Here is a 16,387-nt window from a genome sequence, read left to right as displayed (position 1 = left end):
ATTCCCGCCCTCTTACCTTACAGAACGCTTTCTGCCCTTACCGAGGAGTAGAGAATGAGCACAATGATAAAGCGCACCAAAGTGCGTTACAGCATTCTTATATTTTTATTTCTTGCCACCGTATTTAATTATGCCGACCGGGCAACCTTATCCGTCGTCGCGCCGATTATGAGTAAGGAATTAGGCTTTGACCCGGAAGCAATGGGACTGGCTTTTTCTTCCTTTGGTATTGCGTATGTGATCATGCAATTACCCGGCGGTTGGTTATTAGACCGCTACGGCTCGCGTCTGGTGTATGGCTGCGCGCTGATCGGCTGGTCGCTGGTGACGATGTTTCAGGGCACCATCTATCTGTACGCCAGCCCACTGATCGTCCTGATTATTCTGCGCTTATTGATGGGCGCAATCGAGGCGCCAGCCTTCCCGGCAAACAGTCGCTTAAGCGTACAGTGGTTCCCGAATAATGAGCGTGGATTTGTCACCTCGGTTTATCAGGCAGCGCAGTATATCTCGCTGGGGATTATTACCCCGCTGATGACCATTATTTTGCATAACCTGAGCTGGCATTTTGTCTTTTATTATATCGGTGCCATTGGCGTTATTCTCGGCGTCTTCTGGTTAATTAAAATCAAAGATCCGATGCACCATCCCAAAGTGAATCAACAGGAAATTGATTATATTCGCGAGGGCGGTGGTGAACCGATGCTTGGCAGTAAAAAGGAGCCGCAGAAGGTCTCGCTCGCCCAGATCAAAACCGTCTGCGTCAACCGGATGATGATCGGTGTCTACATCGGGCAGTTTTGCGTCACCTCTATCACCTGGTTCTTCCTGACCTGGTTCCCGACCTATCTGTACCAGGCCAAGGGGATGTCGATTCTGAAAGTGGGTTTTGTCGCCAGCATCCCGGCGATTGCCGGATTTATCGGTGGCTTGCTCGGCGGCGTCTTCTCCGACTGGTTGCTCAAACGCGGCTACAGCCTCACCATCGCGCGCAAACTGCCAGTGATTTGCGGCATGCTGCTCTCCTGCGTGATTGTTATTGCTAACTACACCTCTTCGGAGTTCGTCGTCATTGCTGCGATGAGCCTGGCCTTTTTCGCCAAAGGGTTTGGTAATCTCGGCTGGTGCGTCCTCAGCGATACGTCACCGAAAGAGGTGCTGGGCATTGCGGGTGGCGTCTTCAATATGTGCGGCAACATGGCCAGTATCATCACGCCACTGGTGATCGGCGTGATCCTTGCCAATACCCAGTCGTTTGACTTCGCCATTCTGTACGTCGGCTCAATGGGACTCATTGGCCTGATTTCCTACCTGTTTATTGTTGGACCGTTGGATCGCATTACGCTAACCCCGTCTGCGGCCTGATAGTCCCTATGGCGAATACTTCGCCCCGCTGTTCCGGAATTGCACTCCCCGGAACAGCGTTTTTTATTACGCTTTCGCCCGCGACAATTGCCACCTTCTCTCAAATGATCTCATTGTTTTTCAGCACCTGGCGTAGTTCTGCCCGCTGACACACGGCGTCCGCTATCGCACTGATATTTGGCGTATTGTCCTGAAACCAGTCATGACCAGGCCCCCAGGTGCGCATCACGCACAGATAGCAATCAAGCAGCGTTAACTGCTCGCCGAAAGCATACGGTTCTGCGCTCAATTGTGTGTTCAGCCAGAGGTAGAGCGATTTACGGTATTCAATACAGCTCTTTTTCAACTGCGCAGGCGCATCAGGAACCCAGCGTTGCGGATAGTCGGCATAAGTAAATGTCGGATAGATATTAGCCACCAGCCAGATTAACAAGCGCTGAAACTGTTGGCGCTCTGTACGCCCGACGGGCGGCGCCAGATCGGGACGACGATCGAGTATCATCAGCGCAATGGCCGCTGTTTCGGTCATCACTTCACCATTTTCAAGCGTCAGCGTTGGCACCTGACACAGCGGATTGATTTTTTGCAGTTGATCGCGCTGCGGCCCTTCACGGTCAAAGCCGCTGACATCAACAAAGCGATACGGAATGTCCGCCAGCGTGAGCATTAATTCGCCGATCGCTGACCCCCATCCCGGCGCCCCATAAACCTTAATCATACTGCCTCCTGCAGGTTAAAACTCTAAGTGTAGAGTAGCCTGCACTTCTGGCATGGTTTTCTGACCGTTCTCCCCGACCGCCCCCTACAAAAATTAATAGGTCAATAAAACTTATGATGTTAGCCGTAATAGCGCAGAGCAATTTTCTTTTTGGCATAGTTTTATGGGTCAGATTTTACTTAGGAAAACACCCTACGCTTTTCAGGTTGCGCAGTTGTATTTATTTTTCATTTTAATGACATGACAGTTTAATTAAAGCATGTAAATTTCATTTTAAATACTTTCGTCATTCTTATGTTTAGTAGAGAATGCAGCATTCTAAATACATCAATCTCTATTATCCGTCTGCTCAGGCTGACGGATTTTTGTGTTTATTCCGCACAGTATCACCAGGAGTCTTTCATGAGAAGTAACATTCCAGTTACACAGAAAGAGTATTTACTTAACGAGAAAACGACGCTGTTATCAACAACAAATACGCAAAGTCATATTACCTATGCGAATTCAGCGTTTATCGATGCCAGTGGGTTTGGCGAAAATCAACTGATGGGCGAACCGCATAATATCATTCGTCATCCGGATATGCCGCCAGCCGCGTTTGCTGATATGTGGTTTACCCTGCAACAGGGCGACAGCTGGACCGGAATGGTCAAGAACCGCCGCCACAATGGTGACCACTACTGGGTTCGCGCCAACGTCACCCCCGTCTGGCATAATGAACAATTAACCGGATACATCTCGGTACGGACCGTTCCCGCGCGTCAGGAAATTGAGCAAAGCGAGCAGCTTTATCAAAAGATAAATAATAACAATTTCAAGGGCCATCGTTTATTCAAGGGCATTATTATCCGCCGTGGCGCACTGGCCTTTTTATCGGCATTTAAATGGTTATCCATCCGTCAACGAGTCAATTACGCTATCGGTGCCAGTCTGTTCCTCGTGCTGGGTATTATTTTCTCAGGAATTAATCCGGTTATTCAGGCAGGCGCATTTACCCTCTTATTTTTACTGCTGGTTATTTACCTTAAGTATCAAATTTGTCATCCGGTTAAACAGATCCTGTCGCAGATGCAGAAAGTGGTCGCCGGGCGAAAACCCAACAACATTCATTTAAATCGCGTCGATGAACTGGGGATGATGATGCGCCTGGTTAATCAGGCCGGATTAAATCTGAATTCACTGGTAGATGATGTCAGTACCCAAATTGCCGGGATTCAGGAAATCAGCACGCGCGTCAGCCAGGAAGGCGCGGCGTTGCATAAGCGCTCCGAAGAGACTTCGGCCAACCTGCAGCAAACCGCGGCAGCTATCGAAGAGATTGGTAGTGCAGTGCAACAAACGGCAGATACTGCCGCGCAAACCATGACGATGGCGGACAGAACCAGCGCGAATGCCAGCGAAGGGGGCGACTTCATGAAGCAGACGATCGGCATGATGCAGTCGATTTCCCGCGATAACGGGCAGATCGTCGATATCATTGGCGTGATCGACAGTATTGCTTTCCAGACCAATATCCTCGCGCTTAACGCGGCGGTCGAAGCGGCCCGCGCCGGAGAGTCCGGACGCGGGTTTGCGGTTGTTGCCGCTGAAGTGCGGAATCTGGCACAACACTCCGCGTCGGCTGCCAAAGAGATTGCGTCACTGATTGAAAAGAACGTCGCCAATGTCAACGCCGGGGTCAGCATGGTTGAGCAGACGGAAACCCATCTGACCGGGATGATCGACGACGTGTTCCAGATGTCGACCATGATTAAGGAAATTGGCCTTGCGACGCGGGAACAGACGCAGGCGCTGGAACTGATTAACGATTCGATCTCCCGCATCGGCACGATGACCGATAACAATGCCGCGATGGTGGAAAGCGTCAGGGACGCCGCCGATAATCTTTCCGGGCGTTCCTCTCGCCTGCAACAGGCGGTGCGTGTCTTCGGCACCTCCGCCTGATCCCCTGCCCGCTCTGCCTGTTCAGAGCGGGTTCTCACTTCAGTTCTGGTTAATTATTACGCAAGCAGACCTTTGCGAATGGACTATTTTGCACCGTTTATTATTTGCGGGTAGGATGCTCCGCCGGTGATGTTATCCCTACCCAGAATGACGGGAAACATCGCCTGCGTCGCAGCAGAGGGTTGTGACGAAAAGTTCGACTTATCAGACAGGTAAACAGGTAACGTAATGAATACACAAGAGACAACGGTGTCGGAGCAGCATGCGGCGAAACGACGCTGGTTGAATGCCCATGAAGAGGGTTATCACAAAGCGATGGGTAACCGGCAGGTTCAGATGATCGCCATCGGCGGCGCTATTGGTACCGGGTTATTTTTGGGGGCAGGCGCACGCCTGCAAATGGCCGGTCCGGCGCTGGCGCTGGTCTATCTGGTCTGCGGGATCTTCTCTTTCTTTATTTTGCGGGCGCTGGGTGAACTGGTTTTACACCGCCCTTCCAGCGGCAGTTTCGTCTCATACGCCCGTGAATTTCTCGGCGAGAAAGCCGCCTACGTCGCAGGATGGATGTACTTCATCAACTGGGCAATGACCGGCATTGTCGATATCACCGCCGTTGCGCTGTATATGCACTACTGGGGCGCGTTTGGTGACGTTCCGCAATGGGTTTTTGCGCTCGGCGCGTTGGCCATTGTTGGCACCATGAACATGATCGGCGTGAAGTGGTTTGCCGAAATGGAGTTCTGGTTTGCGCTGGTCAAAGTATTGGCCATTGTCCTCTTTCTGGTGGTCGGGACGATTTTCCTCGGCTCGGGTAAACCGCTGGACGGTAATGCCACCGGCTTTCATTTGATTACCGATAACGGCGGGTTCTTCCCCCACGGCCTGTTACCAGCGCTGGTGCTGGTGCAAGGGGTAGTCTTTGCTTTTGCTTCTATCGAACTGGTAGGTACCGCCGCTGGCGAGTGTAAAGATCCGCAGACGATGGTGCCAAAAGCCATCAACAGCGTGATCTGGCGTATTGGCCTGTTCTATGTCGGATCCGTGGTGCTGCTGGTTCTGCTGCTGCCATGGAACGCCTATCAGGCGGGACAAAGTCCATTTGTGACCTTCTTTTCGAAGCTCGGCGTTCCTTACATTGGTAGCATAATGAACATCGTCGTACTGACTGCCGCCCTCTCCAGTCTGAACTCCGGTCTCTATTGCACCGGGCGCATTTTGCGCTCAATGGCGATGGGCGGTTCAGCCCCCAAATTCATGAGTAAGATGAGCCGTCAACATGTACCTTACGCAGGGATTCTGGCGACGCTCGCAGTGTACGTTGTCGGGGTCTTTCTCAACTATCTGGTACCGTCGCAAGTGTTCGAAATCGTGTTGAACTTTGCGTCGTTGGGGATCATCGCCTCGTGGGGTTTCATCGTGGTTTGCCAGCTGCGCTTGCGTCAGGCAATCAAAGAAGGGAAAGCCGCTGACGTCAGCTTTAAGTTACCAGGCGCGCCGTTTACCTCGTGGTTAACGTTGCTGTTTCTGTTGAGCGTACTGGTGCTGATGGCGTTCGATTATCCGAACGGGACCTGGACCATTGCTTCTCTGCCACTGATTGCCATCCTGCTGGTTGCCGGCTGGTATGGCGTACGTAAGCGCGTGGCGGAAATACACCGCACCGCACCATAAGTAAAAAGGCCTGCACTTTCGGGCAGGCCTTATCAGATTGCACCTTCATGTATCTGCCGGGTGACGGCTTCGCCTTACCCGGCCTACGACACCACTCGGACGCAGGCCTGATGGTGCCTTACAGGGCGATACGAATCACATCATCCGGCTGGGTGGCTTCTTGCTCACGAGTGGATTTCTGCTTCACGCTCACGTACAGCGTTTTGCCATCGGCTGACAGCGCCAGGCTGTTCGGGAAGGTCGGCGTATCAAACGTTTTCACGACTTTGTAGCTCTTCGCGTCAATCACGCTTACTTTACCTGCCTGACGGTGCGTGACGTATGCTTCGTTGCGCGTTGGGTTAAACAGAACGGCCAGCGATTCCGGCGCGGCAACTTTCGCCAGCACGTTGCCGTTACGGGTATCAACGACCAGCACTTCGGCCGCTTTTGAGTCGGTAACAAATGCGCGATGACCCGCGGTATCGAGGCTCAGGTTAATGAAGAAGTGCTCTTTACCGTCATCCAGCAGTTTTTTACGGCTGAGGATTTTGTTGGATGCGGTATCAATGGTAATGAATTCGCCGTCGGCATTGGTGGTATACAGACGTTTCGCCTGGCTGTCGATTGCCAGACCGGTGCTCATCTTACCGGTATTCTGAATCGTCTCTTTCAGCGCAATTTTTTCGCCATCAACCACCCAAATTACGCTCTCTTTGCCAAGACCGGTGATATAAACCGTGTTGGTCGCTTCATCGACAACCAGTTCACGCGGCTGCAACGGACGCACATCTTCTGAGCGCTTACGGGCATCAAGAACCAGTCGCCCTTTTACTTCACTCGTTTTCGCATCAATGGCCGTCACCGCACTGTTCACCGTGTTGCCGAACCACAGCGTCTGGGTCGTATTGTTGATGGTGGCGCCAAACGGCTTGAGATCGTTATGAATGACCTGCGTGACTTCCAGCGTCACTGGGTCAAGGCGATAGACGATGCCGCCTTTGTCTAATTTGCGGCTCTGCGAGGTAGCCAGCCACAGCGCGTTTTCCTGCTGACTCAAGGCCATTTCGTAGGCGCCTTTGCCCACGCCTTTACGCAGCATTTCTTCTGCGGCCTGGGCGCTGAATGAAGAGGCAACCAGCAGTGAACCTAACAGCAATGAACTCCGCAGGCGCGGTGAAAACAGATGACGAAAATGCATGACGACTCCCTTTGATAAATAACTATTTTGCTGCTTCACATCGCTTCAACGGGCAACATCCTGGTATTGCTCCTTTTTATAGATGGGAATGGTAATCATTATTCATGTGAATGTGGAGCGTTTATTCGCATTCTGGCTACAATCTTCTTAATTTCTCCATTAATTCTTAACGCATCGTGCCGTTAAAATTTTCAAATTTTTACAAATCCATTAACATAGAACTTACATACCCCTGGGTACGTTCAATTTAACTGGCCTTTTTCATGAAGATTATTTCCGCACGACATACCGCAGTTCCCGCACTTTTTCTCCCGCTCGTGTTCTCATCGCCGGTGATGGCTGATGACACTACCGATGCCCAGACAATGATCGTCAGCGCTTCATCGCAGGCGATATCAGAACTGGACACCCCCGCAGCCGTCAGCGTCGTTGACGGCGATGAAATGCGTCTGGCAGCGCCGCGCATCAACCTGTCAGAATCGCTGACCCGCGTGCCGGGACTTCAGGTGCAAAACCGGCAAAACTATGCGCAGGATTTGCAGATTTCGATGCGCGGATTCGGCTCCCGCTCCACCTATGGGGTCCGCGGTATCCGCCTGTATGTGGACGGCATTCCCGCCACCATGCCGGACGGTCAGGGGCAAACATCGAACATTGATCTCAGCAGCGTGCAGAACGTCGAAGTGCTGCGCGGGCCCTTCTCCGCACTGTATGGCAATGCCTCAGGTGGGGTGATGAATGTCACCACCCAAACCGGTCAGCAACCACCGACCATAGAGGCGAGCAGCTATTACGGCAGCTTCGGTAGCTGGCGTTATGGGCTGAAGGCCACAGGCGTACTGGGAGATGGCACCCAGCCAGGTGATGTGGATTACACCGTGTCCACCACCCGCTTTACCACCCACGGCTATCGCGACCGCAGCGGCGCGCAGAAAAATCTGGCGAACGCAAAGTTGGGCGTACGCCTTGATGACGACAGTAAACTGAGCCTGATTTTTAACAGTGTCGACATTAAAGCCGACGATCCGGGCGGTCTCAGCGAGTCGGAATGGCGAGAGGATCCGCAGCAGTCCCCTCGCGCTGAGCAATACCATACGCGCAAAACCATCAAACAGACTCAGGCCGGATTGCGCTATGAGCGTCAGGTCAGCACACACGATGATCTGAGTGTCATGATGTACGCCGGAGAGCGCGAAACCACACAGTACCAGTCCATTCCCATCACGCCCCAGCTTCGACCGTCACATGCCGGCGGCGTGATCGCCCTGCAGCGCCATTATCAGGGCATCGACAGTCGCTGGACGCATCGAGGTGAACTGGGCGTGCCCGTGACCTTCACGACGGGTCTTAACTACGAGAACATGAGCGAAAACCGCAAAGGCTATAACAACTATCGCCTGAACAACGGCGTGCCGGCGTACGGACAAAAAGGCAGTCTGCGCCGCGACGAACGCAACCTGATGTGGAACGTTGATCCCTATCTGCAAACCCAGTGGCAGTTGACTGACAAACTCTCACTGGATGCCGGTGTGCGCTACAGTTCCGTGTGGTTCGATTCCAACGATCATTACGTCACGCCAGGTAATGGCGATGACAGCGGTGATGCCCGCTACCATCAGTGGCTACCTGCCGGTTCGTTAAAGTACGCCTTAACCGAGGCGTGGAACGTCTATCTCGCCGCAGGCCGTGGTTTTGAAACGCCAACCATCAATGAGCTTTCCTACCGCGCTGATGGGCAAAGCGGGATGAATTTTGGCCTCAAGCCCTCGACCAACGATACGGTAGAAATCGGGAGTAAAACCCGGCTCGGTGACGGGTTGTTGACGGCGGCCCTCTTCCAGACCGACACCGATGACGAACTGGTGGTTGATTCCAGCAGCGGTGGACGCACAACCTATAAAAATGCCGGTAAGACGCGTCGCCAGGGCGCGGAACTCGCCTGGGATCAACGTATTGCCGGAAACTGGCGGTTAAACGCCTCATGGACCTGGCTGGATGCCACTTATCGCAGTAACGTCTGTCGCGATCGGAACTGCAACGGTAACCGGATGCCCGGCATCGCGCGGAACATGGGGTTTGCTTCGCTGGGCTACGTGCCTGATGAAGGCTGGTACGCGGGTGCCGATGCGCGCTATATGGGTGATATCATGGCTGATGATGAGAATACCGCCAAAGCACCGTCTTATACCGTCGTCGGTCTGAATACCGGGTATAAATTCAGCCTCAGCAGTCTGACGGTGGACGTGTTTGGTCGTGTCGATAATCTGTTCGACAAAGAGTATGTCGGCTCAGTCATCGTGAATGAATCGAATGGCCGCTACTACGAACCTGCCCCAGGACGAAACTACGGGGTTGGCGTCAACCTGGCCTGGCATTTTTAGTAAGATGGATTATTAGTGTCACACTAGCGGGGATTATCCCCGCTATATTTAAGCCATACTTAATGATGATATTGCTGCTTAATTATCGCTACATTTTTATTAATAAGGTCAATTAAGCAATGACGGCTGGCGTCTTTATTTCCTGCCGCCATGACGCGCAACAATTCCTGATAATGCCCGACGTTATGCTGATACGCGTCAGGCATCGCCCTGTCATAGAGAAAATGCAGGCTCGGCCCCATGCGTACCCAAAGCTGTTCAATCATTTCGACAAGCGTGGGCATATTGGCAAACTGATAAATTTTGAAGCGTAAAGCCCGGTTTGCCAACAACCGGTCTTCTATCGTACCGCTCTCGTGGGCCTGCTGATAGTCCGCCAGAAGCGCATGCAGAATATCCATCCGTTCTGGCGTGATCTCACCCGCCGCCGTCATTACCGCCATGCCTTCCAGCTCACAACGGATGTGGATAATCTCGCTAAACCTCGCTATCGTGATATCCGGTACCATAAACGCCTGCGCGGGCGCGATAGCCAATGCGCTTGAAGAAACCAGACGTAGCAACGCTTCCCGAACCGGGGTGATACTGATCCCCAACTCCTGCGCGATATTTTTGGTGATAAGCCTGGCGCCAGGACGTAAAGCACCAATGCTTAATTTATCTTTTAGTCCTCTTTCAACTTGTGTAGTCAGACTTAAATGTTGCGTTTTTTCCATACCAGGCATTCTATTTCTTCACCTCATAATATAGCCAATCGCAATTAAGCTAAATCGCCTAATTGATATAAATATCGCCTGGTTTAAAAAATGTAAAACGTAAAAAAAGTAATTTACCCACGTTATTTTAACTGCCCCGACAGGTTATTCGTCGGTTACGCGGTGATATATACCCTAAATAATTAAAGCTGGAATTTAAAATTTTGCCCGTTTTTTTATGGCGGCTTTCGCCGCCAGGTTCGACTTACGCGTCGTCGGCCAGACGTATCACCACTTTGCCAAAGTTTTTACCGGTCAGCAGGCCGATAAAGGTTTGCGGCGCGTTCTCCAGTCCGTCAGTTATCTGCTCGCGATAGTGGATTTTCCCCTCTTTCACCCAGCGTCCCATTTCCTGCTGGAATTCGTGAATGCGGTGACCATAGTCCTGGCCGATAATAAACCCCTGCATACGGATCCGTTTCTTCAGCAGGGTCGCCATCAGCAACGGCAGTCTGTCGGGACCCGCCGGCAAATGGGTCGCGTTATAACCGCTGACCAGACCACAAAGAGGGATCCGCGCCGAAGTATTCAGCAACGGCAGCACCGCATCAAACACTTTCCCGCCCACGTTTTCGTAGTAAACATCGATACCTTGTGGGCAGGCTTTCGCCAGTTGTTCCGCAAAGTCGCTGGCATGGTGATCCAGACAAACATCAAAGCCCAGCACATCAGTGGCATGACGGCATTTTTCTGCACCGCCAGCCACGCCCACGACGCGACACCCTTTCAATTTGCCAATTTGCCCAACCGTTGCACCAACCGGACCGGTTGCGGCCGCCACGACCAGCGTCTCACCCTCTTTTGGCTGACCGATGTCCAGCAACCCCATATAGGCGGTGAATCCGGGCATCCCCAGCACGCCAAGCGCCCATGACGGGTTCTCAGGACGATCGCCGAGCTTCACCAGCCCCGTGCCGTCAGAGATATCATAATCCTGCCAGCCACTGTAGCTCAGAACCCATTCACCCGGCTTATAATCTGGGTGATTTGACGTCACTACACGACTAACGGTGCCGCCAACCATCACACCACCTATCTCGACCGGCGGCGAGTATGACGGTTCATCGCTCATGCGTCCGCGCATATACGGGTCGAGCGACAGATAAATCGTACGCAGTAAAACCTGACCTTCACCAGGTATCGCGATGTCGTCCTCTTCAAGACGGAAATTCTCCGCCACCGGTGCACCATGCGGCCTGGATGCCAGCACCCAGCGACGATTACGGTCTGTTTGTTGAGTCATGATGTTCTCCTCTGCTTTTAGCATGAATCCATCAATAGTAGCAGGCCGCGGCGACCATTAACTCCCGGCCTGGTTTAAGCGCACAACGAGGTAAACGCAGGATTGCGTCGTCTCATTGAGAAAGCGACAGTCATTCGGCGGCCCCAGTTCCAGGCAGTCTCCCGCCTTCATCTCGTGACGCGTATCCCCTTCAACAAACACCAGTTCACCCTGCTGCAGCCAGATCAGTTGCCGGGCATGAACATACGATGATGCCGGCATCGGGATATCGCTACCCGCTGGCAATTCAATTTGCACCAGATCGATCGGCAGATCGCTACGCGGTGACACATGGCGGCGCAGATAGTGACTCTGCGGGTCATGCCAGACAGGCTGGTCGGCGAAACGGGACAGTTTGCCCTCCTGCATTTCGGCACGGGCAATCAGCGTGGACATACTGATGCCAAACGCGCCGGAGAGTCTGCCGAGCAGCGTCGCCGTTGGACTGCTTTCACCACGTTCAATTTTATGGATCATTGCGCGCGACACACCCGCCCGTTCGGCCAGTTCGGTAAGCGACCAACTGCGGGACTCTCGTTCAATGCGAATTCTTGCACTGATTCGTTGATTTATGCTGTCTTCAATAGTATTCATATTGTAATACTATAGTGAACAATCCCTGAGGTTCAACATGTCTATTCGATTCGCCAGCAAAGAGGACTGTGCCGCCATCGCAGAGATCTATAACCATGCGGTATTGCACACGGCAGCCATCTGGAACGACCAGACGGTTGATGCCAGTAACCGCATCGCATGGTATGAAGCACGGCAGGCGCTAGGCTATCCGGTGCTGGTAAGCACGGAAGGTGACGTTGTCACGGGTTACGCTTCGTTTGGTGACTGGCGCAACTTTGATGGCTTCCGCCATACCGTCGAACATTCGGTTTATGTCCATCCGGATCACCAGGGGAAAGGTCTGGGACGCCAGTTATTGAGCCGGTTAATCGAAGAAGCCCGCCGCTGTGGTAAACATGTGATGGTTGCCGGTATCGAGTCGCAGAACCACGCCTCATTGCACCTGCACGAAACGCTCGGGTTTAACACTACCGCGCAGATGCCGCAGGTGGGCACTAAATTTGGTCGCTGGTTGGATCTGACCTTTATGCAGTTACAGCTTGACGATCGCCGTGAACCGGACGCTCGCGGATGAACCAGTCACTCACCCTCGCCTTTCTGATCGCCGCTGGCATCGGTCTGGTGGTACAAAACACCCTGATGGTGCGGATTACGCAAACCTCATCGACCATCCTGATCGCGATGTTGCTGAACTCGCTGGTCGGGATTGTGCTGTTTGTCAGCATGTTGTGGTTTAAACAGGGAGCGGCGGGATTTGGTGAACTGGTTGCCAGCGTGCGCTGGTGGACGCTGATCCCCGGTCTGTTGGGCTCGTTTTTCGTCTTCGCCAGCATCAGCGGTTACCAGCATGTTGGCGCCGCGACCACCATTGCGGTGCTGGTCGCCAGCCAGCTCATTGGCGGTCTGGTGCTGGATATTTTCCGTAGTCACGGCGTGCCGCTCAGAGCCTTAATCGGCCCGGTCTGCGGCGCCGTGATGCTGGTTGTGGGTGCCTGGTTGGTCGCCAGGCGCCAATTCTGAACGCCTGATGACGCTACGCTTATCAGGCCTACACATCCTCATCGCCATATGCCAAATAAGCGCAGCGTCATCCGGCACACTGCACCAAAATTAAAGAATCGTGCCGCCTTTCGTGAGTTGTTCGCGGCGCGCTTCCATATCTTCCTTATGCTGACGACCATGATGCGCAATAGCCGTTCTTAACCGCTGCTGCTGCGTGTAGCGATCTTCACGACTTAACTGCGCGTCCTCGCTCAGGGTAATCAGCAGTTCATTCATATGGATAATGACGCCCTCATCAATGGCGGCATCGACACGGGCGCTGACCTCATCCAGGTGCGACATAAAAACTCCTTAATTCAGTTTTGCTTTTGAAAAATCACTGCCCATCAGGCTGACGCTGTAACCGGTCACGTTACTGCGCGTGGCATAGAATGTCTTGCCGTTTGCCAGCGCAATCCACGGTGCCTGCTGATAATAGATCTCCTGCGCCTGCTGGTAGAGCTTCACGCGCGCTTCCGGTTTACTGGTCAGCTTCGCTTTCTGGACCAGTGAATCATACTCTTTATCGCACCAGCGCGCGGCATTCGATCCGGTTTTGATGCTGTTGCAGCCCAGCAGTACATCAGCAAAGTTGTCCGGATCGCCGTTATCCGACATCCAGCCAAACAGCGCGCTGTCATGCTCGCCTTTACGCATACCGGAAAGGTATTCGCCCCACTCGTAAGAGACGATCTTCGCCTTCACGCCCACTTTTGCCCAGTCGCTTTGAATCATCTCAGCAATGCGTCGCGAGTTGGGGTTATACGGCCGCTGCACCGGCATCGACCAGAGCGTTACTTCAAACCCGTTCTCCTGCCCGGCCTGTTTCAACAGTGCTTTCGCTTTCTCCGGATCGTACGCGTAATCCTTCAGATCCGGGTTAAACCCCATCATATTTGGCGGGATCGGTGATTTTGCCACTTTCGCCGAACCGAGGAAGACGGCCTTCACAATTGCCTGCTTATCGGTAGCGTAGTTCAGCGCCTGGCGCACCAGCACGTTATCAAATGGTTTTTTCTCAGTATTGAAGGCCAGATAACCAACGTTCAGCGCCTCAACGGCATGCAGCGTCAGGTCTTTATTCTTCTTGATTTCGTCAAACTGTACCGGTGATGGCGCAGGGATAATCTGACATTCGTTGGTTTGTAGTTTCGCCATCCGCGTCTGGACGTTCGGCGTAATGGCGAAGATCAGATGCTTTGTCGGCACCTCACCGTCCCAGTAATTCGGGTTCGCCAGATAGCGAATCTGTGAGTCCTGTTTGTACTGTTGCAGGACGTACGGACCGGTGCCGATCGGCCAGTTATCGACGTTTTCCGGTGTCCCTTTTTTCAGCATGGCATCGGCGTATTCCGCAGAAAGAATGGAGGCAAAATCCATTCCCCAGTCGGCAAGGAACGCGGCGTTAGGCTCACTGAGCACAAACTGCACGTGGTAATCGTCGACCTTTTTCACCTCTTTAATCAGCTTATCGAAGCCCACGTCATTAAAATATTCGTAGCTGCCCTGCGACACATTGTGGTACGGATGCGTCGCCTCTTTCTGGCGTAATACGGAGAAAATGACGTCATCCGCGTTGAAATCGCGGGTCGGCTTGAAGAACTTATTACTGTTGAACTTCACGCCCTGACGCAGCGTAAAGGTGTAGGTTTTGCCATCCTCTGAAATCGTCCAGTCCGTCGCCAGCGACGGCACCGGCGTATTTTTTACCGGGTCGAAATTGATCAGTCGGTTGTACAGCACCTGCGAACTGGCGACAAACGACGGGCCAGAACTGGCAATTTGCGGGTTAAAGGATTCTGGCGAGGCTTCCGAGCAATAGACAAGGGTGTCGTTGTTGGCTGCGAATGCGGCACCCGTTGGTAACACGGCACTGAGTGCCAGTGCGAGCAGCGTTTTCCCTGTGGACATGATATGAACCTTCATCGTTATTATTGAGGGGGATTATAGGAGCATAGAATAAGACAACTGAAAAATAACAAATCCGTCTCAGGTTATGCGAATCCGCGCATTTTTGTTGGATCTTTCGCCACAGAATTTCCGTTAAGTCTTTTCGAAAACGTCAACGCTTCTATGCCCTGAAAATTCACTCCTTTTTGCCTCTCTTCCACCGTTTGCCTGGGCCATGAATCCGTAAAGTAGATGCGTGAAAAAGTCTTAGGGACCTTATTGTGGCAAAAACACTCTTGCGCAGCGGCAATCTGGATGATTATCAGGCCGTCGGCGGCGGCGGTCAGGCCGTCTTTGATTCAGCACTACAAATTCGTGAAACGCTCCGTCTGCGTAAACAGCAGGCGATGGCGGATTGTCTCGCCATTCCGCAAGTCAACGACAGCGGCGATCGGGTTGACTGGTATTCCCCCGTTGAAGGGACATCCATCGCATGGAAAGCCGCCGATGAAGAGGCGCGCTTTCGCGCCCTGCGCTATCTCTCTGCTACGCTGGAAAGCGCCGCATCGCTGAGCCGCAAAAGCCTGCAGTCCGGTAAAACCTCACTGCAACTGTTTGGTTCGCTGCTGGAAAAGGCCGTCCAGTTTCCTGGGGAGAATCACGTCTTCCTGGTCGATGGCAAACCGGTCATTACCTTCTGGGGATTTATCAACCTCAATGCGAACATCCGCGAGGATGTGCTGGAATGCCTGCGTATCGAGGAAGCGCCTGAACCGGAGATTCACATTGCGCCAGAACCTGTCGAAGAGGCGGTTCCTGAGGTGACATTTGCCCAGGCGGACGAACCGCTGCTCTCCGCGCCGATAGTGCCGGTCAGCGAACCAGAACCGGTGGTTGTGCCGCAGCCGGTTCCTGTAATTGAAGAAGAAAAAGTGACGCCTGCCCCGGTCAAACCACCGCGTCGCCTGCCGCTGTGGAGCCTGCCTGTTGCTGCGGTAATCGTCGCCGCCATTGCCGCGCCGCTGTTATGGAAATCACAAACGCCAGCCATTGTGACAGAAGTGGTCAATGTCCCGCAGCCGGCAATGGCCCCCCTGCCAATGCTCGCCGTTTCATTGCCATTGCATCAGGCGGAAGTCATTGCGCCAATGAAAAAAGACAAACCCGCCGATGAGCCAGTGGTCATTGCCGCTATTCCGAAAGACGCGCTGGTGATGGATGCAAATCAGATGAAGGCTGGCACCACCCGCTTCCTCAACGGAAACTGGCGCGTCATGGTGGAGGTGAAAGATCCCGTCACCGGCAAGACGCCGTCCCTGCGCTATCAGATCCAGAACAATAAAGGCACAGCGCGCGTGGTTCACGGCGATAACATCGTCTGCCGCGCGGATCTCTTCTCCGGGTTGCATCAGAGTGGGGAATTAATGATTAAGAGTCGCGGCAATGCGCGCTGCACCGACGGTTCACGCTATCCGATGCCAGAAATCACCTGTAAAGCCGGGGCCAATGATGTCGCCGCCTGTACCGCCCGCTTTGATGCGAAAGCCGCGATCCCGTTGACGTTCAAAAAGATAGGTGCCTGAT

The 16,387-nt window shown here is 53.1% G+C and carries 14 protein-coding genes; 7 read left to right on the top strand and 7 right to left on the bottom strand.

Annotated elements, in window-relative coordinates:
* Window positions 1-54: 54 nt before the first annotated feature.
* The gene (locus tag I6L53_RS10785; RefSeq protein ID WP_042318969.1) at window positions 55-1,365 is read left to right on the top strand and encodes an MFS transporter; all 1,311 of its coding nucleotides are present in this window, start codon (window positions 55-57) and stop codon (window positions 1,363-1,365) included.
* Between the two features lie 100 nt (window positions 1,366-1,465).
* Here the strand turns inward: I6L53_RS10785 and I6L53_RS10780 are convergent, their stop codons facing one another.
* The gene (locus tag I6L53_RS10780) at window positions 1,466-2,083 is read right to left on the bottom strand and encodes a glutathione S-transferase family protein (protein WP_042318967.1); all 618 of its coding nucleotides are present in this window, start codon (window positions 2,081-2,083) and stop codon (window positions 1,466-1,468) included.
* Between the two features lie 402 nt (window positions 2,084-2,485).
* Between I6L53_RS10780 and I6L53_RS10775 the strand changes: the two genes are divergently transcribed.
* Window positions 2,486-4,027 carry a methyl-accepting chemotaxis protein gene (locus I6L53_RS10775; protein ID WP_042318965.1) on the top strand — a complete coding sequence of 514 codons (1,542 nt, stop codon included), beginning with the start codon at window positions 2,486-2,488 and terminating at the stop codon, window positions 4,025-4,027.
* A gap of 228 nt (window positions 4,028-4,255) precedes the next feature.
* Window positions 4,256-5,698 carry an L-asparagine permease gene (gene ansP, locus I6L53_RS10770; protein ID WP_042318964.1) on the top strand — a complete coding sequence of 481 codons (1,443 nt, stop codon included), beginning with the start codon at window positions 4,256-4,258 and terminating at the stop codon, window positions 5,696-5,698.
* 118 nt (window positions 5,699-5,816) lie between these two features.
* On the opposite strand, the gene yncE is transcribed toward ansP, so the two are convergent.
* Window positions 5,817-6,878: a 7-bladed beta-propeller protein YncE gene (gene yncE, locus I6L53_RS10765; RefSeq protein WP_042318963.1), complete on the bottom strand. Its 1,062-nt coding sequence runs from the start codon at window positions 6,876-6,878 to the stop codon at window positions 5,817-5,819.
* A gap of 263 nt (window positions 6,879-7,141) precedes the next feature.
* On the opposite strand from yncE, the gene pqqU reads away from it, so the two are divergent.
* Window positions 7,142-9,259 carry a TonB-dependent receptor PqqU gene (pqqU, locus tag I6L53_RS10760; RefSeq protein WP_042318962.1) on the top strand — a complete coding sequence of 706 codons (2,118 nt, stop codon included), beginning with the start codon at window positions 7,142-7,144 and terminating at the stop codon, window positions 9,257-9,259.
* Between the two features lie 59 nt (window positions 9,260-9,318).
* Here the strand turns inward: pqqU and I6L53_RS10755 are convergent, their stop codons facing one another.
* The 3 genes from I6L53_RS10755 to I6L53_RS10745 form a co-directional block, all read right to left on the bottom strand.
* Window positions 9,319-9,984 (bottom strand): GntR family transcriptional regulator, encoded by a 666-nt coding sequence (locus I6L53_RS10755; RefSeq protein WP_042318961.1) that lies wholly within the window; start codon window positions 9,982-9,984, stop codon window positions 9,319-9,321.
* A 235-nt stretch (window positions 9,985-10,219) separates the two neighbouring features.
* Complete coding sequence (locus I6L53_RS10750) at window positions 10,220-11,257, bottom strand: NADP-dependent oxidoreductase (protein WP_042318960.1); 1,038 nt, start codon at window positions 11,255-11,257, stop codon at window positions 10,220-10,222.
* Window positions 11,258-11,314: 57 nt separating this feature from the next.
* Window positions 11,315-11,890 (bottom strand): helix-turn-helix domain-containing protein, encoded by a 576-nt coding sequence (locus I6L53_RS10745; RefSeq protein WP_042318958.1) that lies wholly within the window; start codon window positions 11,888-11,890, stop codon window positions 11,315-11,317.
* A 37-nt stretch (window positions 11,891-11,927) separates the two neighbouring features.
* Between I6L53_RS10745 and I6L53_RS10740 the strand changes: the two genes are divergently transcribed.
* Both I6L53_RS10740 and I6L53_RS10735 read left to right on the top strand, forming a co-directional pair.
* Window positions 11,928-12,446: a GNAT family N-acetyltransferase gene (locus tag I6L53_RS10740; protein WP_042318957.1), complete on the top strand. Its 519-nt coding sequence runs from the start codon at window positions 11,928-11,930 to the stop codon at window positions 12,444-12,446.
* Entirely contained in the window at window positions 12,443-12,892 is a 450-nt protein-coding gene (locus I6L53_RS10735) for a DMT family transporter (protein WP_042318956.1), read from the top strand. The genes I6L53_RS10740 and I6L53_RS10735 overlap by 4 nt, the downstream gene beginning before the upstream one ends.
* Window positions 12,893-12,982: 90 nt before the next feature.
* On the opposite strand, the gene I6L53_RS10730 is transcribed toward I6L53_RS10735, so the two are convergent.
* Both I6L53_RS10730 and I6L53_RS10725 read right to left on the bottom strand, forming a co-directional pair.
* Window positions 12,983-13,216 carry a YdcY family protein gene (locus tag I6L53_RS10730; RefSeq protein ID WP_042318955.1) on the bottom strand — a complete coding sequence of 78 codons (234 nt, stop codon included), beginning with the start codon at window positions 13,214-13,216 and terminating at the stop codon, window positions 12,983-12,985.
* 9 nt (window positions 13,217-13,225) lie between these two features.
* Window positions 13,226-14,824: an ABC transporter substrate-binding protein gene (locus tag I6L53_RS10725; protein ID WP_042318954.1), complete on the bottom strand. Its 1,599-nt coding sequence runs from the start codon at window positions 14,822-14,824 to the stop codon at window positions 13,226-13,228.
* Between the two features lie 260 nt (window positions 14,825-15,084).
* On the opposite strand from I6L53_RS10725, the gene I6L53_RS10720 reads away from it, so the two are divergent.
* Window positions 15,085-16,386 (top strand): SrfA family protein, encoded by a 1,302-nt coding sequence (locus I6L53_RS10720; protein ID WP_042318953.1) that lies wholly within the window; start codon window positions 15,085-15,087, stop codon window positions 16,384-16,386.
* Window position 16,387: the final 1 nt, after the last annotated feature.

Origin of the sequence: Citrobacter farmeri (genome assembly GCF_019048065.1) — a bacterium.
Lineage (GTDB): Bacteria > Pseudomonadota > Gammaproteobacteria > Enterobacterales > Enterobacteriaceae > Citrobacter_A > Citrobacter_A farmeri.
The sequence above is the reverse complement of the archived record's forward strand: the minus strand, read 5'-3'. Positions and strand labels throughout refer to the sequence as shown.